The sequence below is a fragment of the Bradyrhizobium sp. 134 genome (assembly GCF_023074155.1).
Classification (GTDB): domain Bacteria; phylum Pseudomonadota; class Alphaproteobacteria; order Rhizobiales; family Xanthobacteraceae; genus Bradyrhizobium.
This window is the reverse complement of sequence record NZ_JADPKX010000006.1, coordinates 183,423-208,786: the sequence shown is the minus strand read 5'-3', so window position 1 is coordinate 208,786 and position 25,364 is coordinate 183,423. Positions and strand designations below refer to the sequence as shown.

Genomic DNA, 25,364 nt, shown 5'->3' with positions numbered 1-25,364 from the left:
ATTTCTGGCGTCGCTCGAGTTCCGTTACCCCGCGCGCCGAAGTTCCTCCGGCCGCAATGAAATCCAACCCAAAGCAAATCTCCGCCATCAACTCCGAGCAAATTCAACGTTAAGCGCGGCCACAGCGCGTCTCGCAAAGAGCTCCGCTGCTTTCAGGCCCCGCGACTGAAATGAAATCGGAGTGAAGCGACATGCACCAACTGCCAAACGACACTATCGCAGTCACCCTGCCGGACTTCGGTCAATCCATGACCGTGCTCGGAGATCCCGGGTTGGCAACCGATGACTGGGGCGGAAACGATGCGTTGACGGCAGCCATATCGAGTCTCAACTCGAACGTGACGCTCGTTGGGGAAGACCTGGTGGCCATGCATGGCAATTCTAACGGAGGAAACGACAGTCTCGTGGTGAGCGTGGATGGCGGCTGGGATAGTGCCGTCACCGTTGGTGATGCCCAATCCATGGCGGACAATACCCAGGGCGGGAACGACACCCTCAATGTCGATGCCCACAACTCGCTCTACACCGATGTTTATCTCTATGGCGACGTCCAGGGCGACATGTCGGGCAACGCGGGAGGCGGAAATGACACGCTGACGGCGTCGACCGGATGGAGATCGTTCGGGTCGCTCAGCGGAGACGCTGGGGGTGCCATGAGCGGCAATGCGCACGGCGGGAACGATACGCTGAGCGCCAGGGATTACGGGATAAATGGCGGCGGCGACGCACTCAGCGGCGATGCCACGGGTGCCATGACCGACAACGCGGTCGGCGGAAACGACATCCTGACCTTTGCGGCGAGCAGTGACGCCCAGCTGGGAGGAGGAAGCCTGTCGGGCGATTCCGGAACGTCCATGTCCGACAATACCCAGGGCGGGAACGATATCCTCACTGCCGTCGTCGATGGCGAGCGAGCTGCTTTCAGCACAACGTTGTACGGCGACGCTCCCACGATGTCGGGCAATGCTCACGGCGGGAACGACATCCTCACCGGCGGATCGAGCCCCGATCGCCTGGCGGGCGATGCGATGAGCTACGCTCCTTCCTCACCCGGCTCGATCACCGGAGGCACGGATACCCTCAACGGTGGTGGCGGCAATGATCTCTTGTGGGGCGGGCCGAACAACGACACGTTCGTGTTCAACACGGGCTCCGGCCAGGACATCATCAACGATTTCAATCAAGGCAACCAGGCTGTCGGCAGCACCACCAGCGAACATGACCTGATCAATCTGCATGACTACGGCTTCGCAGACTGGGCAGCCCTCTCCAGCCTCATTGGCGACAATAGCGCCGGCGATGCCGTGATCCACCTCACCGCCAACGATACCATCACGTTGGACGGCGTGCACACGGCGGCCCTGCATCCAACGGACTTCGTCATCTGACGGCTCACAGCCACGCAGGATGATGGGATGGTGGTCACGAGACAATCGTCGAGGCCAAGCCCGTCATCCTGCCAAAGGCACGAGCAGGAGCGGATCAAGCCCCAAGCTGCGATGTACGCAGGCTCCGCAACCTCACGCCGCCTTCAGCCCGCGCAATACCAGCGCCAGCGTCGCATCGACACGCGCCGAGAGATCGGCGTCCTTCCATTCGTCGGCATGAGCCGGATGGTGGAAGCGGACGGTGGCATCGAAGATCGCACGCGCGGTGGTCTTGACATCGTCCACGGCGAACACGCCCTGCGTCACGCCATCGGACAGGATCGCCGCGATCTGGTCGATCATCGTGTCCTTGTGACATTTGACGGCTGCACAGGCCTCGCGCGCCAGGGTCAGATAGGTGTCGAACATCTCGGGGTCGTCGAGCACGCGCGAACGCTTTGCGGCGAACAGGGTGCGCAGCCAGCGGTCGAGCCGCGCCGGGGCCGGGCCCTGCTCTTCGGCGAGCTGGCGTAAGGGCGCGTCGATGCGGTCCAGCCAGCGTTTTGCGACGGCCTCGCGCAACGAGGCCTTGCTCGGGAAATGGCGGTAGACGCTGCCGTGGCTCACATCGAGCGCACGGGCGACGTCGACTACGGTGGCCTTGGCGAGTCCGTAACGCCGCAGCACGTCCTCGGTGACTTCGAGGATCCGCTCCGGCGTCAAGATAACGGCTTCGTTCATGCCAGCACCATGTTCCCGTTGAGGGCTCAGTTACCCGGCGATGGAGCTGCTTCCGAAGCGCCCGTGCCGGTCGTTTCGGAAAGCTCTCGCCTTAATGAGGCAGTTTTGCAGCCTGCGCCGCGATCTGGCGCGCCACCAGTAAATTGAGCCAGTGCCCAATCGTCCCGGTCAAATTGATGATTTCGGTCGTCATTGTCGTAAGTCTCCAATCAATTGGCGGTCCCCGTTGTTCAATTGCGACCCTAAATCCCCCATTTGCTTGGGACGTCGGGCTCCCGGGATGCCGCCAGACGCCCAATCGGAGCGTCCAAGAATGGATATACACGTCTCGCTGACAGATTTCAATATCTGTCAGTCAATGTTCCGTGATTGACAGTTAATATCTGCGAGCTTCCCCCCTGAGGCCGGCTGCCCATCGCCCCGCCGCCGCCGGGCCGATGATCCTGTCCAGCCCAATCATCCCCGCTACGTTGCCGGCGCCGTTTGTTTCGCCCTCCCCGCTCTGCTAGATCACGGCGTAAAAAGCATTTTGGCAGGTCGCCCCCTTCCGGGTCGCCCGCCCACCTTCCTGGAGCAGTCCAATGATCCCCCGCTATACCCGCCCGGAAATGGCCTCGATCTGGGAGCCGCAGACCCGGTTCAAGATCTGGTTCGAGATCGAGGCGCATGCGGCGGACGCCCTTGCCGAGCTCGGCACGATCCCCAAGGAGGCCGCCAAAACGGTCTGGGCCAAGGCCAAGGACGCCAGTTTCGACGTCGCCCGCATCGACGAGATCGAGCGCGAGACCAAGCACGACGTCATCGCCTTTCTCACCCACCTCGCCGAGATCGTCGGCCCCGAGGCGCGCTTCGTCCATCAGGGCATGACCTCCTCCGACGTGCTCGACACTTGCCTCAACGTCCAGCTCACCCGCGCCGCCGACCTGCTGCTCGCCGACCTCGACAAGGTGCTGGCGGCGCTGAAGAAGCGCGCCCTCGAGCACAAGATGACGCCGACCATCGGCCGCAGCCACGGCATCCACGCCGAACCCGTGACCTTCGGCCTCAAGCTCGCCTATGCCTATGCGGAATTCTCGCGCGCCAGGGAGCGCCTGATCGCGGCACGCAAGGAAGTCGCGACCTGCGCCATCTCCGGTGCGGTCGGCACTTTTGCCCAGATCGATCCGCGCGTCGAACAGCATGTTGCCAAGGCCATGGGCCTCGTCCCCGAGCCGATCTCGACGCAGATCATCCCCCGCGACCGCCACGCGATGTATTTCTCGACGCTCGGCGTGATCGCGTCCTCGGTCGAGCGTTTCGCGGTGGAGATCCGCCACATGCAGCGCACCGAAGTGCTGGAGGCCGAAGAGTTCTTCTCCGAAGGGCAGAAGGGTTCGTCGGCGATGCCGCACAAGCGCAACCCGGTGCTCTCGGAAAACCTCACGGGCCTGTCGCGCATGGTGCGCGCCTATGTGACGCCGGCGCTGGAGAACGTCGTGCTCTGGCACGAGCGCGACATTTCGCACTCCTCGGCCGAGCGCATGATGGGGCCCGACGCGACCGTGACGCTTGACTTCGCGCTGGTGCGCCTCGCCGGCCTGATCGACAAGCTGCTGGTGTACCCCGCCAACATGCAGAAGAACCTCGACCGCCTCGGCGGCCTCGTGCATTCGCAGCGCGTTCTGCTGGCGCTGACCCAGAAGGGCGCAAGCCGCGAGGACGCCTACAAGCTCGTGCAGCGCAACGCCATGCCGGTCTGGCGCGGCGAAGGCGACTTCCTCCAGCTTCTGAAGAAGGACGCTGACGTGAAGAAGTATCTCACCGACGCCGAGATCGAGGAGCAGTTCGACCTCGGCTATCACTTCAAGCACGTCGACACGATCTTTAAGCGCGTGTTCGGCGAGAGCTGAACGTCCTTCGTAGCCCGGGTGAGCGCAGCGATACCCGGGACTTCCCTCACAAAGATCCCGGATGTCGCTTCGCTCATCCGGGGCTACAAATCAAGGCGGACCTTCCTCATGCCCATCGTCAACCGCGTTGCCGCCCTCTCCGACGAAATGGCCGCCTGGCGCCATGACTTCCACGAGAACCCGGAGCTGCAATATGACGTCCACCGCACCGCCGGCATCGTCGCCGACCGCTTGCGCGAGTTCGGCTGCGACGAGGTGGTGACGGGGATCGGCCGCACCGGCGTCGTCGGTGTAATCCGCGGCCGCAAATCCGCCTCCGGCAAGACCATTGGCCTGCGCGCCGACATGGACGCGCTGCCGATCATGGAGACGTCGGGCGTCGCCTACGCCTCCAAGGTCCCCGGCAAGATGCACGCCTGCGGCCATGACGGTCACACCGCCATGTTGCTCGGCGCTGCCAAATATCTCGCCGAGACCCGCAACTTCGATGGCACCGCGGTCGTGATCTTCCAGCCCGCGGAAGAAGGCGGCGGCGGCGGCAAGGCGATGGTCGAGGACGGGCTGATGACGCGCTGGAACATCCAGGAGGTCTATGGCATGCACAACATGCCGGGCCTGCCCGAAGGACATTTCGCGACCACGCCGGGTGCGATGCTCGCCTCCTCAGACAACATCCAGATCACCGTCCACGGCAAGGGCGGCCATGCCGGCGCGGGTCCGCACAAGTCGATCGATAGCGTGCTGATCGGCGCGCAGATCGTCAACGCGCTGCAATCGATCGTCGCGCGCAACGTCGATCCGCTGAAGTCCGCCGTCATCTCGATCACGCAGTTCCACTCCGGTACGGCCTTCAACATCATCCCAGAGATCGCCGAGCTCGGCGGCACCGTGCGCACGCTCGACCCTGAAGTACGCGATCTCGTCGAGCGCCGCATCGGCGAAGTCGCCGACAGCGTCGCGCGCGCCTATGGCGGTTCGGCGGAAACCAAATACACGCGCATGTATCCGGTGACGATGAACCATGCGCGCGAGGCTGGCCTTGCCGCCGACGTCGCCCGCGACATCGTCGGCGCCGAGCGCGTCAACGACAAGTTCATTCCGATGATGGGCGCCGAAGATTTTTCCTTCATGCTTGAAGCGCGCCCCGGCGCGATGATCTTGGTCGGCATGGGCGACGGCAACGAGTGCCACCACCCGGCCTACGTCTTCAACGACAACATCTTGGGCCACGGCGCGTCCTATTGGGCGCGACTCGTCGAAACGCGGATGCCGGCGGGTTAGCGCAGGTCTCGTAGGGTGGGCAAAGCGAAAGCGTGCCCACCACAGCCTTCTCCGCTGCGAATGGGGGGCACGGCGCTTCGCGCCTTTGCCTACCCTACAACACCGCTCATCCCTGATACTGCAGCACGTGCATGCCGGCGTTCCAGTCGGAGACGAACATCAGCCCGTCCGGCCGGACATAGGCGTCGCAGGTCTTGGCCGCGAGCGCGACGTTCGGGCGGGGGTCGATGAGCTTTTTCGGTGTCGGCGGCACCCAATACGCGATCTCCTTCGGTACGAAGGCGTCCCTGATGTCGAACACCCTGACGCCGGCATTGTTGTAGGTCGCGAAGATTGTCTCCTCGCTCTGGAACGAGCCCGGGCGGTTCTCGTGCAGATTATGCGGCCCGAAGGTGCCGTTCGTGCAGAAGTCGCGGTCGCGCGGGGTCGGCAGGGTCGCGATCGGCACCGGGTTTCCAGGCGCGCGCACGTCGAGGACGAATGTATGGAACAGGCCTTTGGCGCACTGATCCGCATTGGCTTCGTCCGCGACGATCGCAAGCTGTCGCTTGGGCAGCGGCAGCGGCGTATGCGTGCCGCCGGCGAAGGGCGGCGACCAATTGATGTGGGACAGCAGCTTTGGATTCACGGCATCGCTGATGTCGTGAATGGTGAAGCCGCCATCGCGCCAGGCAGCGTAGCCGCGATCACCCGCCGTGATCATGTGATGGAGCGCAAAGCGCTTGCCCTTTGGCGTCGCCGGCTCGCCGGCCGCGCGGTTCATGCCCGGCAGCCACCATTTCGCGACGATCTCCGGCTTTGTGATGGTCTTGAGATCAACCACGCAAAGGATGTGGTCGGTGAACCCGTCGAGATGCGCTGACACGTAGGCATAGCGTCCGCCCGGCCACCACAGCCGGTTGATGCCGAAGCCGGGCATTTCGAGGAACGCGATCTCGCGCATCTCGTTCGGTTTCGATATGTCGTGGATCGAGAGACCGCAGCGGAATTTCTTGGCCTTGGTGATGCTGTCGACCAGCGTGTTCTCGAAATAGCCGCGCATGTTGTCGTAGGACTGCATCGCGACGATATTGGCGCCGTTGGCAAGCAGCAGCAGGTCTTCCGCCACCTGTAAATGATGGGTGCGGGTGTATTGTCCTGCGGTGAAGAAATTGACCGGCTTTAGCGCACGCGGATCGGATGCGTCCAGGATCGTCACGCCGTCGCTGAACATGTGTCCGACATAAACGTGCTGGCGGTTAAACATCACCTGCACGCTGTCGGGCCGTCCGCCGATGTCGCTATAGGAGATGTGCTTGATGCCCTTGCCGATGCCTTCCGGCGGAATGTCTGCCTCCAAAGCCCCTGCGGACCTCGACCACCCAGGCAGCGCGGCGGATCCGAGCACGGCCGACAATTGCTGAAGGTGACTGCGGCGCGAGAGTTGTGGCATCTGTTTCCCCCTGTTTTTTGGAGGATGATGCTCGCTAGCGGCGAGGCATGCAAGTCTCGTGTCGTCCGCCCTCACCTACAGCGCACCACCTCATGCAGCATCGCGAACGGATGCCGGCGGCGTAGGATCGCGTTCGTTGACGCCGGATTGCGCACTCCACCGCATCAACTTCGCGCGGCTCTCAATTGCACACCTCGTAGGACCCACCGGCGGCCGCGTTTGAGGCGGCCCTCCCGGGGATAAGCCCGTTGACGAGCCGACAGCCTTTCGGCACCGGGCGACAGCCCGCCGAACTGCAGAATATCTGTCCGCTTGCCTCGGGCTTGGACGGAGAAGATTCGGTCGCCTTCCGATCCGTATCCCGCCTCCTCGAATCCTCGCGCGTCGCCACCGGCCTCTGCTCCGGCACCTTCTCGCATTCATTGTCGTCGCCGACACGATAGCCGGCCCGGCAGGTGATCTTCACGCATTGATCGCCGTCGGCCTTGAAGCCGAAATTACACACCAGCGGGCAGACCCGTCCCGGCTTCGCCTTCAGCGCATCGAGCGCGTCGATGCTGGCAAGCTTCGCGTCGAATTGAGTGCCGGCATATTTGTTGAACAGTGACAGTGAGCGCTGCGTTGCGGCGTTCCAGTCACCGTCAGCGGCGGCCGAAAGGCAGCCGACGCGGCGTAGCTCGCTCTGAACAGATTTCGTGAGATCGCCGGACGGCGGGGAGCTTGGCGGCGGCGACAGCGCGGCGACCTTCCTGCTTTCGGCATCAGCCGCCTGCTTGTCCGCCGCCTGCTTCGCTGCGGCATCGGTCGCCGCCTTCTCGAGCGCCCGCTTCTCCGCGAGCGACTTGGCCGCGGCAGCTTCCGCCGCCTTGCGATCTCGTTCGGCCGCCTCCGCCTTGGCCTGCTCGATCTGCTTGGCCTTCTCGGCCGCGATCCTCGCCTCTTCCGCCGCTTTCGCCGCGGCGGCCGCTTTCTCCTGCTCGGCCTTCTGGGCTCGTTCGCTTGCGAGCCTCGCCTTTTCCTGTTCGGCCAGACGTGCCTTCTCCGTCGCCACCGTGCGATCCTCCTCGGCGGCAATCTTCTTCAACTGCACGCGGGCGAGATTGGCGTAAAAGCCGTCCGGATAGGTCTGGAGGAATGCTTCCCAGGCCTCGCGCAGGCCGGCCTGGAGGGCAAGCTCGTAGTCCTTGCGCACACTGTCCTGCGGATTTGCCTGCGGACCGGCTGCGGCGGGCCTTGCCGGCACCAGCGGCACGTCGCTACCGCCCAGGGAGCCATAGACATACGGCTCCTGCTTGTTGCCGGTCTTCTTCAAGACGTCGTCACGGACAAACCCGAACGCCTTGCGCAGGTCGAGCCCGGGCTTCGGCAGATGATCGGTCAACGCGACCGCGAACGGGCTGTTCCGCGAGTCGCCATCCGACGCCGTCGATCCCGCCTTGGCCGCAAAGGCGATCATCGTGTTCGGACTGGTCGGCTCGACCTTGGCAAGCCCGCCACCAATCGCGCGCGAGGCCAGGGTGCGCTTCATCGTCTTGGCGAATGGGTTGTCGCGGCACGCATCGAGGATGACAAGACGAAGTTGTTTGGCCGGTTCGACCGCATACAGCGCCCGATCGAGTGCGATCGTCTCATCGAGGACATCGCCGTCGGTTTCCAGCATGGCGTCGGTCGGAACGAGATAGTTGCTGCCGTCCAGCTCGATACCGTGGCCCGCATAGTAGATCACGGCTATGTCGGCATCGCGCGTCCTGGCCGCGAACTCGCGTAGGGATCGCCGCATTTCGCTGGCGTTGAGGTCCAGCCTGATCTCGACCGTATCGAAGCCCGCATTCCTGAACATGCTGCCGACCAGCCCGGCGTCGTTCACCGGGTTCGCGAGCCGCGGCGCGTTCTTGTAGGCGGAATTGCCGATCACGAGCGCAACGCGCTTGTCAGCGAGGGCAGCGCCGCACCCGAACCAAAGGCCGAATATCAAAATCAATAGGCTTCGAACAATCATGAAAAACGCCCAGGCCTATGCGGCCATTCCGATGATACCCTAATTGCAGACTTCTTTCGTTCGGCCAGACATCACTGAGCTCGCATCAGAAGTACTGGCCCGTTCTATTCTGCATCCCTTGCCGACAGGACGGCAGCCAGCGGAATTGCAAAATATCTGGCCAGATGCTTGCGGCTTCGATGGCGTCGACTCTGTGTCCTTGCGATCCTGGTCACGCTTCTTCGAATCCTCGCGCGTCGCCACCGGCTTCTTCTCTGGGACCTTCTCGCAGTCGTTGTCGTCACCGACGCGATAGCCGGCGCGGCAGGTGATCTTCACGCATTGATCGCCGTCCGCCTTGGAGCCGAAATTGCAAATGAGCGGGCAGACCCGTCCGGGCTTCGCTTTCAGGGCATCGAGTACGTCGACGCTTGCGAGCTTGGCGTCGAATTGGGTGCCGGCATATTTGTTGAACAGGGCCAGCGAACGCTGCGATGCTGCGCTCCAATCGCCGTCGGCGGTGGCGGACAGGCAGCCGACGCGGCGCAATTCACTCTGCACGGATTTTGTCAGATCAGCCGCCGACAATGTGGATGCCGGCGCCGGTGAAAGGGCCGCAACTTTTTGCTCGACCTCAGGCATCTGCCGATCGACCGTCGGCTTTGCCACCTGCTCCGCCTTCTCGGCGGTCTGCTTGGCGGCAAGCTCGGCCTTGGCCTTCTCCGCCGCCTGCTTCTCGGCCTGTGCTTTCGCCGCGGCAGCTTCGGCCAGCTTGCGCTGCTGCTCGGCCGCATCCGTCCTCGCCTGCTCGATCTGCTTCTGCTTCTCCGCTGCGACACGGGCCTCTTCGGCGGCTTTGGCCGCCGCGGCCGCCTTGTCCTGCTCGGCCTTCTGGGCGCGTTCGGCAATAAGCCTTGCCTTCTGCTGCTCGGCCGCGTTCGCTTTTTGCTCGGCCGAGGCGCGCGTCTCTTCAGCGGCGATCTTGTTCATCTGGCCCTTGGCCAGATTGGCATAGAAACCTTCGGGATATTGCGCCAGGAAGGCTTCCCAACCATCGCGCGTGGCCAGCTGCAGCGCGAGCTCGTAATCCCTGCGAATAGAATCCTGCGGGTTGGCCTGCGGCCCGGTCGCTGCCGGCTTGGTCGCGACCAGCGGCACATCGTCGCCGCCGAGCGAGCCATAGACATAGGGCTCCTGCTTGTAGCCAGTGCTCTTGAGCACGTCGTCGCGCACGAAGCCGAAGGCCTTGCGCAAATCGAGGCCCGGCTTGGGCAAGTGCTCGACCAAAGCGACGGCGAACGGGCTGTTCCTGGAGTCACCGTCGGACGCGGTCGAGCCGGCCTTCGCGGCGAAAGCGATCATGGTGTTTGGGCTGGTCGGCTCGACCTTGGCAAGCCCGCGTCCGATCGCGCGCGAGGCCAGCGTCCGCTTCATGGTCTTGGAAAACGGATTGTCGCGGCAGGCATCCAGGATGATCAGGCGCAGCTGCTTGGCCGGCTCGACTGCGAACAGCGCGCGCTCGACCGGGATGGTTTCGTCGAGCACGTCGCCATCCGTCTCCAGCGTCGCGTCGATCGGAATGAGATAGTTTGTGCCTTCCAGCTCGATGCCGTGGCCGGCGTAATAGATCACCGCCATGTCGGCATCGCGGGTCCTGCCGGCGAACTCACGCAACATGCGCCGCATCTCGCTCGCGCTGAGATCCAACCTGACGTCGACGGAATCAAAGCCGGCCTTCTTGAACATGCCGCCGACCAGAGTGGCATCGTTGACGGGATTGCCGAGCTTGGGCGCACTCTTGTAGGCGGAATTGCCAATGACAAGCGCAACCCGCCGGTCCGCATGGGCCGGTCCGCAGGCGAGGCCAATGGCCAAAATCAACAAAGCAAATATCCGAAACGGAATCACTTGCGTCCCCCCGGATGCAATTCCATGAGACTATTCGGTAGCATCGCCGATTGCCAATTCTTCCTATGTGATACTTGTCACATAGGGGCTCTATCGGGGGTATAGCTAATGCGGCGAAGCGTCGCCCTGCTTTCGAGCTGACACCGAAGCCGTCCGTTGGGTCCGTTACATCTGCACCACCTCGTGGCGCATCACGAACGGTGCAAGCAGTGCGTGCACCTCGCGCGCAACCGCTTCGCGCTGATCCGCCGGCAGGCCCGCCAGCGTCACGGTGGCGATCGAGCCGTGGCTGCCGTGAGCGCCGACCCTGACCTTGCAGTCGATGCCGCGCTCAGTGAGGGGTGTCAGCACCTTCGTGAACACGCGCTGGGCTGCGTCCCAGCGCAGCTGCGGCTTGAACACTTTGCCGACGCCGGTCACCGGCATCGGATCGATCGGGATGACCTGCACCGGGACAGCCGCGCGCTCCGGAGTACGCTCGCGCACCCACGTCTCCAGCTCCCCCGGCTCGACGGTCGCGCCCTGCTTCAGCTGCACATATCCCACCGGCAGTTCGCCGGCATAGGCGTCGGGTTGGCCGACCACCGCGGCAAAGCCGACGGCGGGATGACGGAACATGATCTCCTCGATCGGTGCCGGATCGATGTTGTGGCCGCCGCGGATCACGAGATCCTTGGCGCGGCCGGTGATCCAGAGATAACCGTCAGCATCGAGCCGGCCAAGATCGCCGGAATTGACCCAGACCTCGTCGACGAAAGCACCCTTGTTGTGCTCGTCGTTGAGATAGCCGCCGAACACGCCGGGCCCGGCCATGATGACGACGCCGATCTCGTCCGGCGCGCAGTCGCGGATCAGCTTGCCGTCAGCATCGAGCTGGACAATGCGGACCCGCGCGTAAGGCATGGGAAGGCCGACCGAACCGAGTCGGATCGGGCGCGACGGATAGGCCAGCGTGTGAACGCTCGAGGTCTCGGTCATACCGTAGACCTCGACGACAGGCAGCTTGAGCTTGTCCTGGATCGCAGACCCCACCGCGACCGGGATCGCGGAGCCGCCACCGGCTGCATATTTCAGGCTGGAGATGTCGGCATTGCCAGGCGGCACCGCGAGCGTTGCGGCGAGCACCGTCGGCACGCTCGACAGCGCTTCGGGCTTGAAGCGCTCGACCAGTTGCCAGATGTTCTTCACCGCATTCGGATTGCGCCATCCGCTCGGCGACAGCACGACCAGCGAACCGCCGGCCGACAGTGTCGTCAGCACCTGCGTCAACGAGCCCCCGACGTGAAACAGCGGCATGCCGAACAGCATGTTGGCGCCCGGCTTCGACTTCAGCAGCAGATTGAGCGCCCAGGCTTGATACACTTGGTTGGCATGCGTGTGCCGCACCAGCTTTGGCGTGCCGGTGGTGCCGCCGGTGTGGAAATAGGCGGCGATGTCGCTGCCCAGAATCTCGCGCCCGCTGATAAGGCGGTCCGAAGGCTGCTGCCTGATCAGGTCGTTGAACGCAAGGATTCCCCTCGCTGGATCGCCAGCACCGAACACCTGCACGATCGCCTTGAGGTGCTTGAGTTGCGGCCTGATCTGCTCGACTTTCTGCCAGATGTCGGTGCCCGGCATCGGCCCGAGCGCCACCAGGACTTTCGTGTTCGCGGCCTCCAGAATTTCCGCGATCTGGTGCGGCTCCAGCAGGGGATTGACGGGATTGGCGATGCCGGCGGCCTCCGCTCCGAACAGCGTTACGAAGGCGTCCGGCACCAGCGGCAGCATGAAGCTGACGACGTCGCCCTTCTCCACGCCAAGCGCGTGAAACATGTTGGCGGCCTGCGTGACGCGCGCGATGAAGTCGCGGTACGTCACCACGACCGGCGTGTCGGCGGCATCGGCATTTTGCAGGAACTGCAGCGCCGGTCCGTCGGGGTTACGGGCCGCACCCAGCCTTATGGCATCGTAAGTGCTCTCGGCCGCGACGCGATCGGCGTAAGGGACCTGCTCGAAGGCTCGAACCTCTGCGTCCGTTGCCAGGTCCGGATAGTCGTTGCCGATGAAGCGATCGAGCGCGTGGATGCCCGCCATGGAATTCCGTCCTCCCTCAGATGCATGTCCCCGCGCCCTGTCTTTTGACTTTTTGGGTTGGCGAGACCTCGACCGATGGCCGGTCGAGCACGGGCAGAATGATGGATGATTTGGCGTTCGTCCATGACCTAACGGCCGCCGTAATCGGGACTCTGGTGAGAGGCTTTTGAACCTGCGCGCCAGATCCGGGGACCAAGAACTGGCATTGGACTCACATGCCGGTGTCCTTGCCAGCGCCCTGGCGCAAGACTTGAGGTGATCATGACTACGCTCCCGCGGGATTGCGCTACCCGACTGTTCATCGCGCTCGCCGTGACAGCAGGGATCATGACATCGGTGCTCGCCCTGCCCCGCGCCGCACACGCCGAGGACGGCCAGATCGACAAGATGCGCGCCAAGATATCGGTCTTCATCAGCGACAAGATGGAGAAGCTCGGCGGGTCCCGCATCATCTACAAGGTGGACACCGATGGCCTGCGCGAGAGCGTCGTCACGGATTTGCGCGACGACGTCTACAAGAACCTGCGCGACGGCAAGATCGCCTTCTCCGGCCTTGCGATCCGCGACGGCGGCGTCGAGTTGAAGATCGCGGACGCCAAGGGCCGCGAGCAGCTTGCGCGCAAGCTCGCGTCAGCCGCGGAGGGATTGCCGTCGCATGCACTCGCCGTGACCGACGGCGGCGACGGAATGGTCAGGCTTGCCCCGACCAATGCGGCATCCGCCGCGCGGCTGCACGAACTCGTCGAAGATGCCATCGCCATGATCGAGCAGCGTCTGAAGGAGGCCGGCGTCCAGCTCGCCAGCGTCCAGCCCGATGGGACCGAGCGCATCCGTATCTTCCTGCCCGGTGTGATGGAGCCCGAGCGCGTCACCGCGGTGTTCGCCCGAAGGGTCAAGGTCGGCTTCCGCCTGATCGACCTCTCGATGCCGCCGGCCCAAGCGCAATCCGGCACGCCGCCGGCCGGCACGGAAGTCCTGCCCGGCTTTAAGGACAAGAGCCTTTATCTGGTCGCCAAGGACAGCGTGCTCGACGGCGACGACATCAGCTATGCGGGCCCGGGGTTTGCAAGCGCCACGAAAGAGCCGATTGCCTCGTTCCGCTTCAACGGCCGCGGCACGCGGCGCTTTGCCCACATCACCGAAGAGAATATTGCAAAGCCCTTCGCCATCGTGCTCGACGGCAAGGTGATCTCCGCCCCCGTGATCCGTGAGCCCATCACCGGCGGCTCGGGCCAGATCTCCGGCAATTTCACCCTGGAGGAAGCAAACAGCGTCGCCATGCTGCTGCGCGCCGGTTCGCTGCCCGGGCACCTCAGCCTGGTCGAGCAGCAGGTCGTGCAGCCCGCCGCCAAACCCTAAGAGCGGGGATCGCCCCACGCCCACGCCTGGTCCCGCCCCGCCCTATCCGGCGCCGAGGTCCACCACGCCGAGGCTCGGACCCGGTGGGCCCCGAATCGCGGGCGCGCCACGGCCATACGCACCGCCAAACAGGCAATTGCCGAAACGCCCGATCAGGCTAAAATTTGCCTCTTGCGGCACGGCGGCCGAAAGCTTCATTCAAGCGGTCGTCGTTCGATTTCGGCTATAGGTGTCGAGAAGACCGACCGTGACTGAAGGCCTTACGCGGGGATAGTACCATGCCGTCCGGCAGCGCAGACATTTCGTCGATCCTCGACCGCATTCTCGAGGCGGCGACGGATAACCTCAGGATCGCGAAGATCCTGGTCCAGATGGGCCTCGATCCGAACAACGTCACCTATGACTCGATCTTTAATCGGATGCTGGAGATCTTCGTCCAGAACATCACGCTGGCCAATATGTTTGCCGCGGTCGGCGCCGGCTTCTTCGTCGCCACCCTCCTGATGCGGACGATGGTTCCGCTGCGCGTTGCCAACATGGTCGGCTGCGCGTTCTTCGCCGTCTTCGGTGCGCTCTCTGCCAACGTCTCGACCTTCCTGCTCTATCTCCTGCTGCTCCCGATCAACGCCTTGCGCCTGCGGCAGATGCTCAAGCTCGTCAAGAAGGCGCGCCATGCGGCCGAAGGCGACATGTCGATCGAATGGCTCAAGCCGTTCATGACCGAACGCAAATATCGCCGCGGCGACACGCTGTTCAAACTGGGCGACCCAGCCAAGGAGATGCTCCTCACGGTCACCGGCAAGTTCCTGGTCAAGGAGATCAATATCGAGATCATGCCGGGCGCGCTGATGGGCGAGCTCGGCTTCCTCACGCCGGGCAACCGGCGCACCGGAACGATTGAATGCATCGAAGACGGGCAGGTGTTGACGATTACCTATGACCGGTTGCTCGAGATCTACTTCCAGGATCCGCAGTTCGGCTACTACTTCCTGGTGCTGACCAGCCAGCGCCTGCTGCAGAACATCGAGCGCCTCCAGAAGCAGCTGGCGTCGGAGCGCGCGGCCACCACGAACAGGATCGCGTGATAGCCTGCACGCCGCCGTCTAATCCAAGAGCAGCACCATGCCCGGGTCGCCCTTCTCCATCGCACGCCGATAGCCCGCCCGCGCGCTGATGCGGCCGAGATATTTGACCACGTTGGGGCAGCGCGACACGTCATAGGGCTGGAAGTAGCGCATGGTGGTGAGCGAGAATACCGTCATGATGTCGGCGGTCGTGAAGGCGCTGCCCGCAAGGTATTCGGCCTCGCGAAGCCTTGCGTCGAGAAGATCGAAGGCCCGATCGAGACGCCCCTTCATCGCGAGCAGGGTCGGATTGTCCTTGGCGAGATCGAGCCGGCTCAGGATCATCATCCGCCCCATGCCGGGTTGCAGGGTGCCATTGGCGAAATGAAGCCAATACAGAAATTGCGCGAAGGCGGGATCAGTGGGACCGAGCACGAGCCGGCCGTTGCCATATTTTGCAACGATGTAGTCGACGACCGCGCCGGATTCCGCGAGCACGAGTTCGCCGTCGGTGATCACCGGCGCCGCCCCGATCGGATGCAGCGCCTTGTACTCGGCCGGAGCCAGCATGGTGACGGGATCGCGCGCATAGCGCTTCAGCTCGTAGGGAATCGCCAGCTCCTCGCACACCCAGACTATACGCTCGGACTGCGACTTGCCGAGATGATGGACGGTGAGCATGAGGCCTCCTGCGATCGCAATTGGATAGTTCGTGACCCGACACCTTACTCCGTCATTGCGAGCGCAGCGAAGCAATCCAGACTGCCACAAAGGAAAGATTCTGGATTGCTTCGCTGCGCTCGCAATGACGATGCGGAGACAGCGGGCGCGATGCTTCCTCCCATGTCCGCCCTACCCCGCCTCGTCCGTCACCATCCGCGCCACGACGCGGTCGCGGCGGATGAAATGGTGCCAGACCGCGGCGATCACGTGAACCGCGATCAAGGCGAGCAGCACATAGGCAAAGAGGATGTGGCGGTCTTCATAGGCGCCCGCCGCCGCGCGGTCGGGGGCGGTGAATTGCGGCACGTGAAACAGGCCGAAGAAGTCCGAATAATCAGGTGCGTGCGCACCGGAATGCGCCCAGCCGAGCATGGTGACGACGATGACTGCGAGGTAGAGCGCACCGTGGCTGACATGGGCGGCGACCTTCTGCCACCGCGAGGTCTCGGCCGGCATGGCGGGCGTCGGGTTAACGAGGCGCCAGACCAGGCGCAGCACCGTGAGCAGCAGGATCACATAGCCGATATCGGCGTGGATCGAGCGGTAGAAGAAGCGGTCGGGACGCGCCGGGATGTGGTTCATCCACCACCCGAAGCCGATCATGCCGATGATGGTCAGCGCCAGAACCCAGTGCAACCATCGGGAAATGCTTCCCCAGCCGTGACTGGTATTTCTGATCATGTCGGCTCTCCGGAGTTTTGCGGGCCTGTCCCTATCCGCACCGCAGTCCGGCAGCTGATATTGGGTCCATGCGGCAATCGCGAAATCGAATCGCTCCAAATTAGCCCTAAGCGCCCCTGCCGCAAAACCGCCCCAAAAACCGAATGGTAACCATGTCCGGCTAGAGTGATCACGTGACCAATTCCCCGACGATTCTGGTGTTCGATTCCGGCCTTGGCGGGCTCACGGTCCTGCGTGAGGTCGTGGCCGCGCGCTCCGACGCGCATTACGTCTACGTCGCGGACGACGCCTTCTTTCCCTACGGCCACCACAGCGAGGACGAGATCATAGCCCGCGTGGTGCCGCTGATGGGGGAATTGGTCGGCACGCATGATCCTGACCTCGTCGTCATCGCCTGCAACACGGCGTCCACCTTGGTCCTATCGCATCTGCGCGCCGCTTATTCCCTGCCCTTCGTCGGCACTGTGCCGGCGATCAAGCCGGCCTGCGCGCAATCGAGGAGCCGCCGGGTGTCGGTGCTCGGCACCAAGGGCACGGTGAAGCGCGAATACACCAAGGCGCTGATCCGGGATTTCGCGCAAGGCTGCGAGGTGACACTGGTCGGTTCGCCCGAGCTGGCTGCGCTGGCTGAAGCAGAGCTCAGCGGCTCTACCGTCAGCGACGACGCCATCCTCGCCGAGTTCGCCCCGTGTTTCGTCGGCGATGCCGAGGACGCAGGCGCACGCACCGACACCGTGGTGCTCGCCTGCACGCATTATCCACTGCTGCTCGACCGGCTGAAAAAGCTCGCGCCCTGGCCGGTCGACTGGATCGATCCGGCGCCCGCGATCGCCCGCCGCGTCTCGGATCTGCTCGGCGCGCAGACCAGTGGCATCGCGCAGTCCGGCGCCGAGATGATCTTCACCTCGAACCGCGTCCATGGCCTTTCGGCCAAGCTGACGCCGTTCTTCGGCGGCCGCATTCCAGCCTGACCTTGCGCCTCGACGGCGCGCTGCTAGGCTCCGCCCTCGTCGTTTCCTGCAGGTTCTTCCCATGTCCGTCCCGACCACGCCGCTCAACCGTCTCCGCCAGCTCTGGCGCGAGGGTCGTCCCGCCTTCGGCGCGATCGCGACGATCCCGAGCGTGCAGACCGTGCAGATCATGGCGCGCTCACTCGACTGGATCATCGTCGATCTCGAGCATGGGCCGATTGGACTGACCGAAGCACATGCGATGATCGCGGCCACGACCGGCACACCGTGCACGCCGCTGGTGCGGATCGCGGCGAACGAACCGTGGCTTGCGAAGGCACCGATGGACATCGGCGCCTTCGGCATCAATTTCCCGATGATCACCAATCGCGCGGAGGCCGAGAAAGCGGTGCGCAGCGTGCGCTATCCACCACGCGGCGATCGGCTCTGGGGTCCGTTCCATGCGCCATTTCGCTGGGGCCAGTCGATGCCGGACTACATGGCCAGCTCCGACGACGAGATGATCTGCATGATCACCATCGAGCACGTCGAGGCCGTCAACCGAATCGACGAGATCATGGCCACGCCCGGCATCGACGTCGCTGTGATCGGCCCCGGCGATCTCGCCACCTCCATCAACAAGCGCGGCCAGATGGACGATCCGGAATTGCTGGAGCTGGTGGCCCGGGCCGAGGCCGGCATCCTCAGGAGCGGCGTACCGATCGGCGGCGTGGCGCGTACCGCGGACCAGGCCAATGCCCTGGTCGATCGCGGCTACCGCGCGATCGCGCTCGGCTTTGACTGGTCCCTGTTCCAGCGCGGCATCATGGCAGCGTTCGAGGGGATCAAGCGCTAGCCTTGAGCCTTTGCCGGGAGTTTTGCCGAGAGTTTTGCCGAGAGTCTTGCCGGGAACCACCGCGCTGCTAGGGTCGGTCGTTCCAGGGAGGAAAAACCATGCTCAAAAAGACTTTGCTCGCTCTCGCGTTCACCGGCCTCGCTGTTGCGGCCTTCGCCCAGCAGCCCGGCATCAAGCGCACCCCGCTCCAGAAGGTCGAATTTCCCGATGGCTACAACACCATCACGGCCATCGCGGAGGTCCCGGCGGGCGGCGCGGCGGGACGCCATACCCATCCGGGCATCGAGACCGGCTACGTGCTCGAAGGCGAACTCAATCTCCTCATCGACGGGCAGCCGGAAAAGACGCTGAAAGCCGGCGATTCCTACCAGATCCCGGCAGGCGTCGTGCATGACGCCAAAGCCCACGGCGACAAGGCTATGAAAGTGCTTGGGGTTTACGTCGTCGACAAGACCAAGCCGCTGGCCTCGCCGGCGCCCTGATGCGGCGAACCGACCGGCCCCATGCGGGTTGGTTCGTGCTAGAGCAGGCGGCGAGCGGGAACCCGCTCGCTGCACAAACTTTAATCAGGGGAAACCAAAGAGCGATGCGCGGGACGCCCAAGACCATTTCGCTGCCGCGTCGCCTGATTATCGACCTCATGCAAGCCTCGATGGGCGTGCCCTTCGTGTCCCTGTCCCGTTCGCTCGATATCGGCCCCTTGCTGGAGGCCCGCGCGGGCGCGATGGCGCCAGCCGGCTGGGCGGCCATGTTCGTCAAGGCTTTTGCCCTGGTCGCCAGGGACGAGCCGGTCCTGCGTACCGTCTATGCCAAATGGCCCTGGCCGTCGCTCTACGAGTTGCCGAAGAGCGTGGCGTCGGTGGCCATTGCCCGGGTCGAAGGCGGCGAGGAATGCGTGATCCCGCAGCGAATCGTGGCTCCCGAGGCCATGACCCTGGCTGAGGTCGACGCCGAGATCCGGCGCGCCAAGACCGCCCCGATCGACGAAATTCCCATGTTCCGCAAGATCATGCGGGTGACCCGTCTGCCGCTGCCGCTGCGGCGGCTGTCCTGGGCGATAGGACTGAATTTCGGCCGGCAGCGCGGCAACTGGTTCGGCAGCTTCGCGGTGAGCTCGGTGGCCGCCTATGGTGGCGGCGAGCTTCACCCGATCACGCCCGGCCCCTTCATCGTCAGCTATGGGATGGTCGGGCCTGCGCAGACCATCCATGTCGTGATCCGCTGGGATCACCGGGTCACCGACGCCGCCCCGATCGCCCGGGTCCTGACCCGGCTGGAACAGGTCCTGAACACTGAAATCGCTGCCGAATTGCGGGCGGCCGGGTCGAAGCCGATCCGCGCGGTCGGGACGTGAGTCCGGGCCATTCGCATTGACAGCGAGCCCCAAATCCCCCTAAAAGCCGCTTGCTCGCGGGCCGATTTCGGCCCGCGAAGCGTTTCGCGACCCGTGGTCCTGTCCCTTAAGCTTTGGGGATCGGACCTGTCAGTGCCGGGCTAGCCCGTCACACAGGAGGGCGCGTTTCCTCAAACCAAGTACCTGAAGAGGACGCGATGACTAAGCGCAGTGAGGCGAAGTACAAACTCGATCGCCGTATGGGCCAGAACATCTGGGGCCGCCCGAAGAGCCCCGTGAACCGCCGCGAATACGGCCCCGGCCAGCACGGCCAGCGCCGCAAGGGCAAGCTCTCCGACTTCGGCGTGCAGCTGCGCGCCAAGCAGAAGCTGAAGGGCTATTACGCCAACATCTCCGAGCGTCAGTTCCACAGCATCTATGTCGAGGCCAGCCGTCTCAAGGGTGATACCGGCGAGAACCTGATCGGCCTGCTCGAGCGCCGTCTCGACGCCGTCGTGTACCGCGCCAAGTTCGTCTCGACGATCTTCGCCGCGCGCCAGTTCATCAACCACGGCCACGTCAAGGTGAACGGCCGCAAGGTCAACATCTCGAGCTATCTGGTCAAGCTCGGCGATGTGATCGAGGTCAAGGAATCCTCCAAGCAGCTCGCTCACGTCCTCGAAGCCAGCCAGCTCTCCGAGCGTGACACCCCCGACTATCTCGAAGTCGACCACGGCAAGATGACCGCGAAATACATTCGCATCCCGCACCTCTCCGACGTGCCGTTCCCGGTGCAGATGGAGCCGCATCTGGTCGTCGAATTCTATTCGCGCTGATAATTGCAGCATCGACAAAGGCCCCGGTTTTCCGGGGCCTTTTTGTTTGTTAGCATGCATTGATGTCTCGCACGGCCGACCAGCTCGCCAACACTCATCCTTCGGCAACGCCGACTGAAGCGGCGCTCGGAGCGTGGGAGGCCCTCTCCCGCGACGAGCAGATCTGCCGATATCAGGGGCTGTTCGCTCAGCCCGATTGCAATATCTTCGCTGCCGACACGCCAGACGACATCCTGCTCGCCGCGCGCCAGCGCGTCGCTCAACGTTCTCGTGGCTAGTTCAGGTCATTGGGACACGCACGCAACACGTTGCCATTGTTCGACTAGAGAATGAGACCAGCCATGCTCTACACCCCTCCCCCGATCGATCCCAAAGCGCCGCCAGTGCGCATCAATCTGCTCTCTGACACGCAGACAAAGCCGACACCCGCAATGCGCGAGGCGATGGCGCGGGCGGAGGTCGGCGACGAGCAGGTCGGCGACGATCCGACCGTGAATGCGCTGTGCGAGCGCGTCGCCGAGCTGCTCGGCAAGGAAGCCGCCGTGTACATGCCGTCAGGCACGATGTGCAACGTCACCGCAACGCTGGTGCATTGCCACCCCGGCGACGAGATCCTCGCCCATGAGAGCGCCCATATCATCGCGCGCGAAGGCGGCGCGCATGCCGCGATCGGCGGCTTCCAGGTCACGCAGCTGAAGGGACCCGACGGCCAGTTCACGCCGGAGACCTTTCGCAGAGCGCTGCATCCGCGCACGCGCTACCAACCGCCACAGACGGTGGTCAGCGTCGAGCAGACCGCCAATATCGGCGGCGGTACGGTCTGGAAGAAGGCCGCGCTCGACGAGATCGTCGCGATCGCGAAACAACATGGCCTCGTCACCCACATGGACGGCGCGCGCCTGCTCAACGCCACTGTCGCGAGCGGCATCTCCCCGCGCGACATGACCGCGGGCTGGGATTCGGCCTGGATCGACTTCTCGAAGGGCTTGGGCGCGCCGATCGGCGGCGTGCTGGCGGGCTCGCGCGCCTTCATCGATGCGGTCTGGCAGTGGAAGCAGCGGCTCGGCGGCTCGATGCGACAGGCCGGAATCTGCGCGGCGGCTTGCATCTACGCGCTCGACCATCATGTCGAGCGGCTCGCCGACGATCACGCCAATGCGCGCGCGCTCGCCCGCGGACTGTCGCAGATCGCAGGCGTCGAGGTGCAGGAGCCCGAGACCAATCTGGTGTTCTTCAAGCCCGATGGCGCCGGCATTCCCGGCGACAAGATGGTTGCGGCGCTGCGCCAGCGCGGCGTGACGCTTGCGATGATGGACGGCCGCATCCGCGCCTGCACGCATCTCGACGTCAATGCGAGCCAGGTCGAGGAGACGATCGGATATATCCGCGAGATCGTGCGCGGAGCGTAATCACCGCCCAATCGCCTGGTAGATCAACGTCTTCAGCGCCAGCTGAATCCGGCCGCGCTGCGTCGGAGTCTGCACCATGAAGATCCCGAACAGATCGTCCTCGGGATCGATGAAGAAGAACGTGCCGCCGACGCCGTCCCAGCGATATTCGCCGAGCGGCCACGTTGTTCCAGGGGGCACCGAGGTGCGCACGGCGAAGCCGAGACCGAAGCCGGAAGACCCGCCCGGATAATAGTTCTGGTCGCGCGCGATCTTCGTCTCCGGCCCGATATGATCCGAGGCCATCAGCGCGATGGTCTCCGGTTTGAGATAGCGCCGGCCGTCATAAGTGCCGCCGTTGAGCAGCATCTGGGCGAAACGGGCGTAGTCGCCGACCGTGCCGACCATACCGCCGCCGCCCGATTCCCATGTCGCGGGCCGCCTGATGTCGCGGACCTGCGTCGTCGGATTGATTTTGCGATCCCCCGGCATCGGCTCGGCGATGCGCGGGAATTTGGCGGGATCGGCGACGAAGAAGGCCGTCTCGGTCATGCCGAGCGGATCAAGCAGCCGCTCCTTCTCGAACTGCAGCAGCGTCTTTCCCGCGATGATTTCGATGACGCGGCCGAGCACGTCGGTGGAATAGCCATAGTCCCACACCGTGCCGGGCTGCTCGACCAGCGGCAGCGTGGCGATCTTGGCGGCGAATTCGGCGTTGGTCAGATTGCTGTTGAAGAGATTGGCGTCCGCGTAGAGCTCGCGCACCATACCGCCGCCGTAATAGCCGTAAGGCAGCCCCGAGGTGTGGCGCAGCAGATCCTTGATCGTGATGGGTCGCTCCAGCGGCTCCAGCGACAGCGCGACTTTGCCGTCCTCGGCCTTCTTCTCGATGCCGACCTTCATGCCGGCGAAGGCCGGAATGTATTGCGAGACGGGATCGTCGAGCGACAGCTTGCCCTCCTCGACCAGCATCATCGCCATGACTGAGGTGACCGGCTTCGACATCGAGTAGAGGCGGAAGATCGTGTCCGCGCTCATTGATAACTCGGTCGCGACGTCGCGGACGCCGAAATCCTGGTAATACACCGGCTTGCCGTGCTGCTGAAGCAGCAGGATGGCGCCGGGAATCTTGCCGGTGGCGACCTCGTTGCGGATGTAATCGGAAACCTTCGCCAGCCCCGCAGGCGAGAGCGTGCGGGCCGCAGGTCTCTCCGAGCCTGCCTTCGTAACGATGCCGCCGGCGAGAAGGACGAGCGCCGCGATCAATGCGCGGCGCCCGAACATGTCAGTTCTCCATCGCTTCATAAACCAGCTGCTTCAATGTTCGCTGCACGCGCTGGCGCTCGGTCGGGGTCTGCTCCAGCAGCACGAAGAACATGTCCTGCTTGGGATCGATCACGAAATAACAGCCGGAGGCGCCGTCCCATTTTAATTCGCCGAGATCGCCGGGCGGCGGCGGTTTTGCGTTGCCGGGGTCGGTACGCACCGCAAGTCCAAGACCGAAGCCGAAACCATCGCCGGGGAAATAGAAATAATCGCGATCGACGCCCGACTTGGGGCCGATCTGGTCGGTCACCATCAGCTTGAACGTCTCGGGCTTGAGAATCGTCTTGCCGTTGAGACTGCCGCCCTTGAGCAGCATCTGCGTAAAGCGTTCATAATCGGCCATGGTCGTCACCATACCGCCGCTGGCGAACTGGATCTTCTTGATCACCGTCGGATCGTTGATCCGCCCGACCCGGAAATCGCTGTCGTTCGGCACCGGCTGCGCCAGCAGCTTCTGCTTCTCGGGATCGGTGACGAAGAAGCCGGTATCGACCATGCCGACCGGGTCGAGCAGCTTCTCCCGCTCGATCTCGATGAGCGGCTTGCCGGCCGCCACTTCCATGACCCGCGCCAGGATGTCGGTGGAATGGCCGTATTGCCACAGCGCGCCCGGCTGGTTGTGCAGCGGAAGTTTTGCGATGCGCTCGGCGAACTCCGCGAGGTCGAAATCGCCGGCATAGATGTTGGCATCGCGATAGGCCTTGCGGACCAGGCTGTCGCCATAGAAGCCGTAGGTGACGCCCGAAGTGTGCGTCATCAAATCGTGCACCGTCATCGGCCGGCTCGGCGGCACGAGCTCAAGCGACTTGGTGCCGTCCTCGGCCTTCTTCTCGACGCCGACTTTCACATTGGCGAAGGACGGAATGTATTTCGAGACGGGATCGTCGAGCTTGATCGTACCTTCCTCGATCAACTTCACTGCGACGACGGAGGTGATCGCCTTGCTCATCGAGAACAGGCGGAAGATCGTCTTGTCCGTGATCGGCGCCTTACTGAGCGCGTCCTGCACGCCGAAGACTTCGTGGTAGACCGGCTTGCCATGTTGCTTGATGAGGACGTTTGCCCCTGCGATCTTGCCGGTCGCGACCTCGTTCTTGAAGAACTCGGTGATCCTTGCGAGCTTGTCCGGATTGAAATGCGCGCCGGCCGGAATCTCGTAGGTGCCCTCCGCCCGCGCAAGCGACATCGTACCCAACGACACAAGCGCGGCGCAGACCAGCGCGCGCAGTCCAGACTGTAAAATCATATCCCCTCCCCGGAACATGGCCCGTCGGAGTGTACCGACCGGGTCATCAGGCACAAGGGCCGCCGTACCGCGCCAAAACGTCCGCGTGCAGAGTCGCGCTCTTTTCCGAGAAACAACAAAATATGACGTCGACGACCAGCGGCGCGGCGGGAAGGGCTTCAATGGTCGCATGGACCGCAATCTTCGCCGCCTGGTCGGCCGGAAAGCCGTAAACCCCGGTCGAAATCGCGGAGAACGCCACGGAGGTCAGCCGATTGGCCCCGCAGAGCTCAAGCGCACGGCGATAGCATGAGCCCAGCACCTGCGCCTCACCGCGAGTGCCGCCGTGCCAGACCGGGCCGACCGCATGGATCACATGGGGTGCAGGGAGAAGGTAACCCTTCGTGATCTTGGCATCGCCGGTCGGGCATCCTCCGAGCTTCCGACACTCGGCCAGAAGCTCGGGCCCGGCCGCCCGATGGATCGCCCCATCGACGCCGCCGCCACCCAGCAGCGACGTGTTGGCCGCGTTGACGATGGCGTCAACGCTCAGCGTGGTGATGTCAGCGACGATGACCTTGAGCTCCGCGCCGCCGATCCGGCGCGTTAGCTGGGTCACCTATCAGGCCGCGACAGCGACGCCCTTTTCGGAGAAGAGCTGCTGCAATTCACCGGCCTGGAACATCTCGCGGACAATGTCGCAGCCGCCGACGAACTCGCCCTTCACATAGAGCTGCGGGATGGTCGGCCAGTTCGAAAAGTCCTTGATGCCGTTGCGCAGTTCGGCGGATTCGAGAACGTTGAGGCCCTTATAGCCGACGCCGATGTGGTCGAGAATCTGGACGACCTGGCCGGAGAAGCCGCACTGCGGAAATTGCGGTGTGCCCTTCATGAACAGAACCACGTCGTTCGACTTCACTTCGTTGGCGATGAATTCCTCGATGCTCATATCCG

At 63.8% G+C, this 25,364-nt stretch carries 23 protein-coding genes; 12 read left to right on the top strand and 11 right to left on the bottom strand.

The window, feature by feature from the left end:
* Positions 1-191 precede the first annotated feature (191 nt).
* A complete protein-coding gene (locus tag IVA75_RS01755; protein WP_247287253.1) occupies positions 192-1,388 on the top strand; it encodes a hypothetical protein in 1,197 nt (398 codons plus the stop codon).
* A 132-nt stretch (positions 1,389-1,520) separates the two neighbouring features.
* Here IVA75_RS01755 and IVA75_RS01750 read toward each other — a convergent pair whose 3' ends face one another.
* Positions 1,521-2,108 carry a TetR family transcriptional regulator gene (locus IVA75_RS01750; RefSeq protein WP_247287254.1) on the bottom strand — a complete coding sequence of 196 codons (588 nt, stop codon included), beginning with the start codon at positions 2,106-2,108 and terminating at the stop codon, positions 1,521-1,523.
* Positions 2,109-2,689: 581 nt separating this feature from the next.
* Here IVA75_RS01750 and purB point away from each other — a divergent pair.
* Together purB and IVA75_RS01740 are read left to right on the top strand one after the other, a co-directional pair.
* Complete coding sequence (gene purB, locus IVA75_RS01745) at positions 2,690-3,997, top strand: adenylosuccinate lyase (RefSeq protein ID WP_247287255.1); 1,308 nt, start codon at positions 2,690-2,692, stop codon at positions 3,995-3,997.
* Between the two features lie 108 nt (positions 3,998-4,105).
* Positions 4,106-5,278 (top strand): M20 aminoacylase family protein, encoded by a 1,173-nt coding sequence (locus IVA75_RS01740; protein ID WP_007612084.1) that lies wholly within the window; start codon positions 4,106-4,108, stop codon positions 5,276-5,278.
* A 106-nt stretch (positions 5,279-5,384) separates the two neighbouring features.
* Here the strand turns inward: IVA75_RS01740 and IVA75_RS01735 are convergent, their stop codons facing one another.
* The 4 genes from IVA75_RS01735 to IVA75_RS01720 all read right to left on the bottom strand — a co-directional run bounded on the left by IVA75_RS01735 (position 5,385) and on the right by IVA75_RS01720 (position 12,669).
* Positions 5,385-6,710 carry a hypothetical protein gene (locus IVA75_RS01735; protein WP_247287256.1) on the bottom strand — a complete coding sequence of 442 codons (1,326 nt, stop codon included), beginning with the start codon at positions 6,708-6,710 and terminating at the stop codon, positions 5,385-5,387.
* Positions 6,711-6,891: 181 nt separating this feature from the next.
* Positions 6,892-8,709, bottom strand: a complete 1,818-nt coding sequence (locus tag IVA75_RS01730; protein ID WP_247287257.1) for a caspase family protein — start codon at positions 8,707-8,709, stop codon at positions 6,892-6,894.
* Positions 8,710-8,748: 39 nt separating this feature from the next.
* Positions 8,749-10,596 (bottom strand): caspase family protein, encoded by a 1,848-nt coding sequence (locus tag IVA75_RS01725; protein WP_247287258.1) that lies wholly within the window; start codon positions 10,594-10,596, stop codon positions 8,749-8,751.
* A 165-nt stretch (positions 10,597-10,761) separates the two neighbouring features.
* Positions 10,762-12,669, bottom strand: coding sequence for an acyl-CoA synthetase (locus IVA75_RS01720; RefSeq protein WP_247287259.1), 1,908 nt, complete (start codon positions 12,667-12,669; stop codon positions 10,762-10,764).
* 261 nt (positions 12,670-12,930) lie between these two features.
* On the opposite strand from IVA75_RS01720, the gene IVA75_RS01715 reads away from it, so the two are divergent.
* The gene (locus tag IVA75_RS01715; protein WP_247287260.1) at positions 12,931-14,028 is read left to right on the top strand and encodes a preprotein translocase subunit SecD; all 1,098 of its coding nucleotides are present in this window, start codon (positions 12,931-12,933) and stop codon (positions 14,026-14,028) included.
* A gap of 278 nt (positions 14,029-14,306) precedes the next feature.
* Positions 14,307-15,113, top strand: a complete 807-nt coding sequence (locus IVA75_RS01710) for a cyclic nucleotide-binding domain-containing protein (protein WP_027567682.1) — start codon at positions 14,307-14,309, stop codon at positions 15,111-15,113.
* Between the two features lie 18 nt (positions 15,114-15,131).
* Here IVA75_RS01710 and IVA75_RS01705 read toward each other — a convergent pair whose 3' ends face one another.
* Together IVA75_RS01705 and IVA75_RS01700 are read right to left on the bottom strand one after the other, a co-directional pair.
* The gene (locus IVA75_RS01705) at positions 15,132-15,773 is read right to left on the bottom strand and encodes a glutathione S-transferase family protein (RefSeq protein ID WP_247287261.1); all 642 of its coding nucleotides are present in this window, start codon (positions 15,771-15,773) and stop codon (positions 15,132-15,134) included.
* Positions 15,774-15,944: 171 nt separating this feature from the next.
* The gene (locus tag IVA75_RS01700; RefSeq protein ID WP_247287262.1) at positions 15,945-16,496 is read right to left on the bottom strand and encodes a cytochrome b; all 552 of its coding nucleotides are present in this window, start codon (positions 16,494-16,496) and stop codon (positions 15,945-15,947) included.
* A gap of 173 nt (positions 16,497-16,669) precedes the next feature.
* On the opposite strand from IVA75_RS01700, the gene murI reads away from it, so the two are divergent.
* The 7 genes from murI (at position 16,670) to IVA75_RS01665 (ending at position 21,880) form a co-directional block, all read left to right on the top strand.
* Positions 16,670-17,467: a glutamate racemase gene (gene murI, locus IVA75_RS01695; protein ID WP_247287264.1), complete on the top strand. Its 798-nt coding sequence runs from the start codon at positions 16,670-16,672 to the stop codon at positions 17,465-17,467.
* A 61-nt stretch (positions 17,468-17,528) separates the two neighbouring features.
* Positions 17,529-18,302: an aldolase/citrate lyase family protein gene (locus IVA75_RS01690; RefSeq protein ID WP_247287266.1), complete on the top strand. Its 774-nt coding sequence runs from the start codon at positions 17,529-17,531 to the stop codon at positions 18,300-18,302.
* Between the two features lie 98 nt (positions 18,303-18,400).
* Positions 18,401-18,784 (top strand): cupin domain-containing protein, encoded by a 384-nt coding sequence (locus IVA75_RS01685; RefSeq protein WP_027518835.1) that lies wholly within the window; start codon positions 18,401-18,403, stop codon positions 18,782-18,784.
* 104 nt (positions 18,785-18,888) lie between these two features.
* Positions 18,889-19,656 carry an acyltransferase gene (locus IVA75_RS01680; protein ID WP_027567677.1) on the top strand — a complete coding sequence of 256 codons (768 nt, stop codon included), beginning with the start codon at positions 18,889-18,891 and terminating at the stop codon, positions 19,654-19,656.
* Between the two features lie 197 nt (positions 19,657-19,853).
* Positions 19,854-20,471, top strand: coding sequence for a 30S ribosomal protein S4 (gene rpsD, locus IVA75_RS01675; RefSeq protein ID WP_007602315.1), 618 nt, complete (start codon positions 19,854-19,856; stop codon positions 20,469-20,471).
* Between the two features lie 62 nt (positions 20,472-20,533).
* The gene (locus tag IVA75_RS01670) at positions 20,534-20,749 is read left to right on the top strand and encodes a hypothetical protein (protein ID WP_245287780.1); all 216 of its coding nucleotides are present in this window, start codon (positions 20,534-20,536) and stop codon (positions 20,747-20,749) included.
* Positions 20,750-20,812: 63 nt separating this feature from the next.
* Positions 20,813-21,880: a threonine aldolase family protein gene (locus IVA75_RS01665; RefSeq protein ID WP_027567675.1), complete on the top strand. Its 1,068-nt coding sequence runs from the start codon at positions 20,813-20,815 to the stop codon at positions 21,878-21,880.
* Here the strand turns inward: IVA75_RS01665 and IVA75_RS01660 are convergent, their stop codons facing one another.
* From IVA75_RS01660 to grxD, 4 genes are read right to left on the bottom strand one after another with little or no spacing between them, the layout of a single operon-like run.
* The gene (locus IVA75_RS01660) at positions 21,881-23,143 is read right to left on the bottom strand and encodes a serine hydrolase domain-containing protein (RefSeq protein ID WP_247287268.1); all 1,263 of its coding nucleotides are present in this window, start codon (positions 23,141-23,143) and stop codon (positions 21,881-21,883) included.
* Position 23,144: 1 nt separating this feature from the next.
* Positions 23,145-24,431: a serine hydrolase domain-containing protein gene (locus IVA75_RS01655; protein WP_247287270.1), complete on the bottom strand. Its 1,287-nt coding sequence runs from the start codon at positions 24,429-24,431 to the stop codon at positions 23,145-23,147.
* 46 nt (positions 24,432-24,477) lie between these two features.
* Entirely contained in the window at positions 24,478-25,029 is a 552-nt protein-coding gene (locus IVA75_RS01650; protein ID WP_247287272.1) for an O-acetyl-ADP-ribose deacetylase, read from the bottom strand.
* A gap of 3 nt (positions 25,030-25,032) precedes the next feature.
* A complete protein-coding gene (gene grxD / locus IVA75_RS01645; protein ID WP_063995769.1) occupies positions 25,033-25,359 on the bottom strand; it encodes a Grx4 family monothiol glutaredoxin in 327 nt (108 codons plus the stop codon).
* Between the last annotated feature and the right edge of the window lie 5 nt (positions 25,360-25,364).

What these genes read in the sequence shown, in the direction of transcription:
- IVA75_RS01755 (WP_247287253.1), top strand. Translation starts at nt 192, where the DNA reads ATGCACCAACTGCCAAACGACACTATCGCAGTCACCCTGCCGGACTTC.
- IVA75_RS01750 (WP_247287254.1), bottom strand. Translation starts at nt 2,108, where the DNA reads ATGAACGAAGCCGTTATCTTGACGCCGGAGCGGATCCTCGAAGTCACC.
- purB (WP_247287255.1), top strand. Translation starts at nt 2,690, where the DNA reads ATGATCCCCCGCTATACCCGCCCGGAAATGGCCTCGATCTGGGAGCCG.
- IVA75_RS01740 (WP_007612084.1), top strand. Translation starts at nt 4,106, where the DNA reads ATGCCCATCGTCAACCGCGTTGCCGCCCTCTCCGACGAAATGGCCGCC.
- IVA75_RS01735 (WP_247287256.1), bottom strand. Translation starts at nt 6,710, where the DNA reads ATGCCACAACTCTCGCGCCGCAGTCACCTTCAGCAATTGTCGGCCGTG.
- IVA75_RS01730 (WP_247287257.1), bottom strand. Translation starts at nt 8,709, where the DNA reads ATGATTGTTCGAAGCCTATTGATTTTGATATTCGGCCTTTGGTTCGGG.
- IVA75_RS01720 (WP_247287259.1), bottom strand. Translation starts at nt 12,669, where the DNA reads ATGGCGGGCATCCACGCGCTCGATCGCTTCATCGGCAACGACTATCCG.
- IVA75_RS01715 (WP_247287260.1), top strand. Translation starts at nt 12,931, where the DNA reads ATGACTACGCTCCCGCGGGATTGCGCTACCCGACTGTTCATCGCGCTC.
- IVA75_RS01710 (WP_027567682.1), top strand. Translation starts at nt 14,307, where the DNA reads ATGCCGTCCGGCAGCGCAGACATTTCGTCGATCCTCGACCGCATTCTC.
- IVA75_RS01705 (WP_247287261.1), bottom strand. Translation starts at nt 15,773, where the DNA reads ATGCTCACCGTCCATCATCTCGGCAAGTCGCAGTCCGAGCGTATAGTC.
- IVA75_RS01700 (WP_247287262.1), bottom strand. Translation starts at nt 16,496, where the DNA reads ATGATCAGAAATACCAGTCACGGCTGGGGAAGCATTTCCCGATGGTTG.
- IVA75_RS01690 (WP_247287266.1), top strand. Translation starts at nt 17,529, where the DNA reads ATGTCCGTCCCGACCACGCCGCTCAACCGTCTCCGCCAGCTCTGGCGC.
- IVA75_RS01685 (WP_027518835.1), top strand. Translation starts at nt 18,401, where the DNA reads ATGCTCAAAAAGACTTTGCTCGCTCTCGCGTTCACCGGCCTCGCTGTT.
- IVA75_RS01680 (WP_027567677.1), top strand. Translation starts at nt 18,889, where the DNA reads ATGCGCGGGACGCCCAAGACCATTTCGCTGCCGCGTCGCCTGATTATC.
- rpsD (WP_007602315.1), top strand. Translation starts at nt 19,854, where the DNA reads ATGACTAAGCGCAGTGAGGCGAAGTACAAACTCGATCGCCGTATGGGC.
- IVA75_RS01670 (WP_245287780.1), top strand. Translation starts at nt 20,534, where the DNA reads ATGTCTCGCACGGCCGACCAGCTCGCCAACACTCATCCTTCGGCAACG.
- IVA75_RS01665 (WP_027567675.1), top strand. Translation starts at nt 20,813, where the DNA reads ATGCTCTACACCCCTCCCCCGATCGATCCCAAAGCGCCGCCAGTGCGC.
- IVA75_RS01660 (WP_247287268.1), bottom strand. Translation starts at nt 23,143, where the DNA reads ATGTTCGGGCGCCGCGCATTGATCGCGGCGCTCGTCCTTCTCGCCGGC.
- IVA75_RS01655 (WP_247287270.1), bottom strand. Translation starts at nt 24,431, where the DNA reads ATGATTTTACAGTCTGGACTGCGCGCGCTGGTCTGCGCCGCGCTTGTG.
- grxD (WP_063995769.1), bottom strand. Translation starts at nt 25,359, where the DNA reads ATGAGCATCGAGGAATTCATCGCCAACGAAGTGAAGTCGAACGACGTG.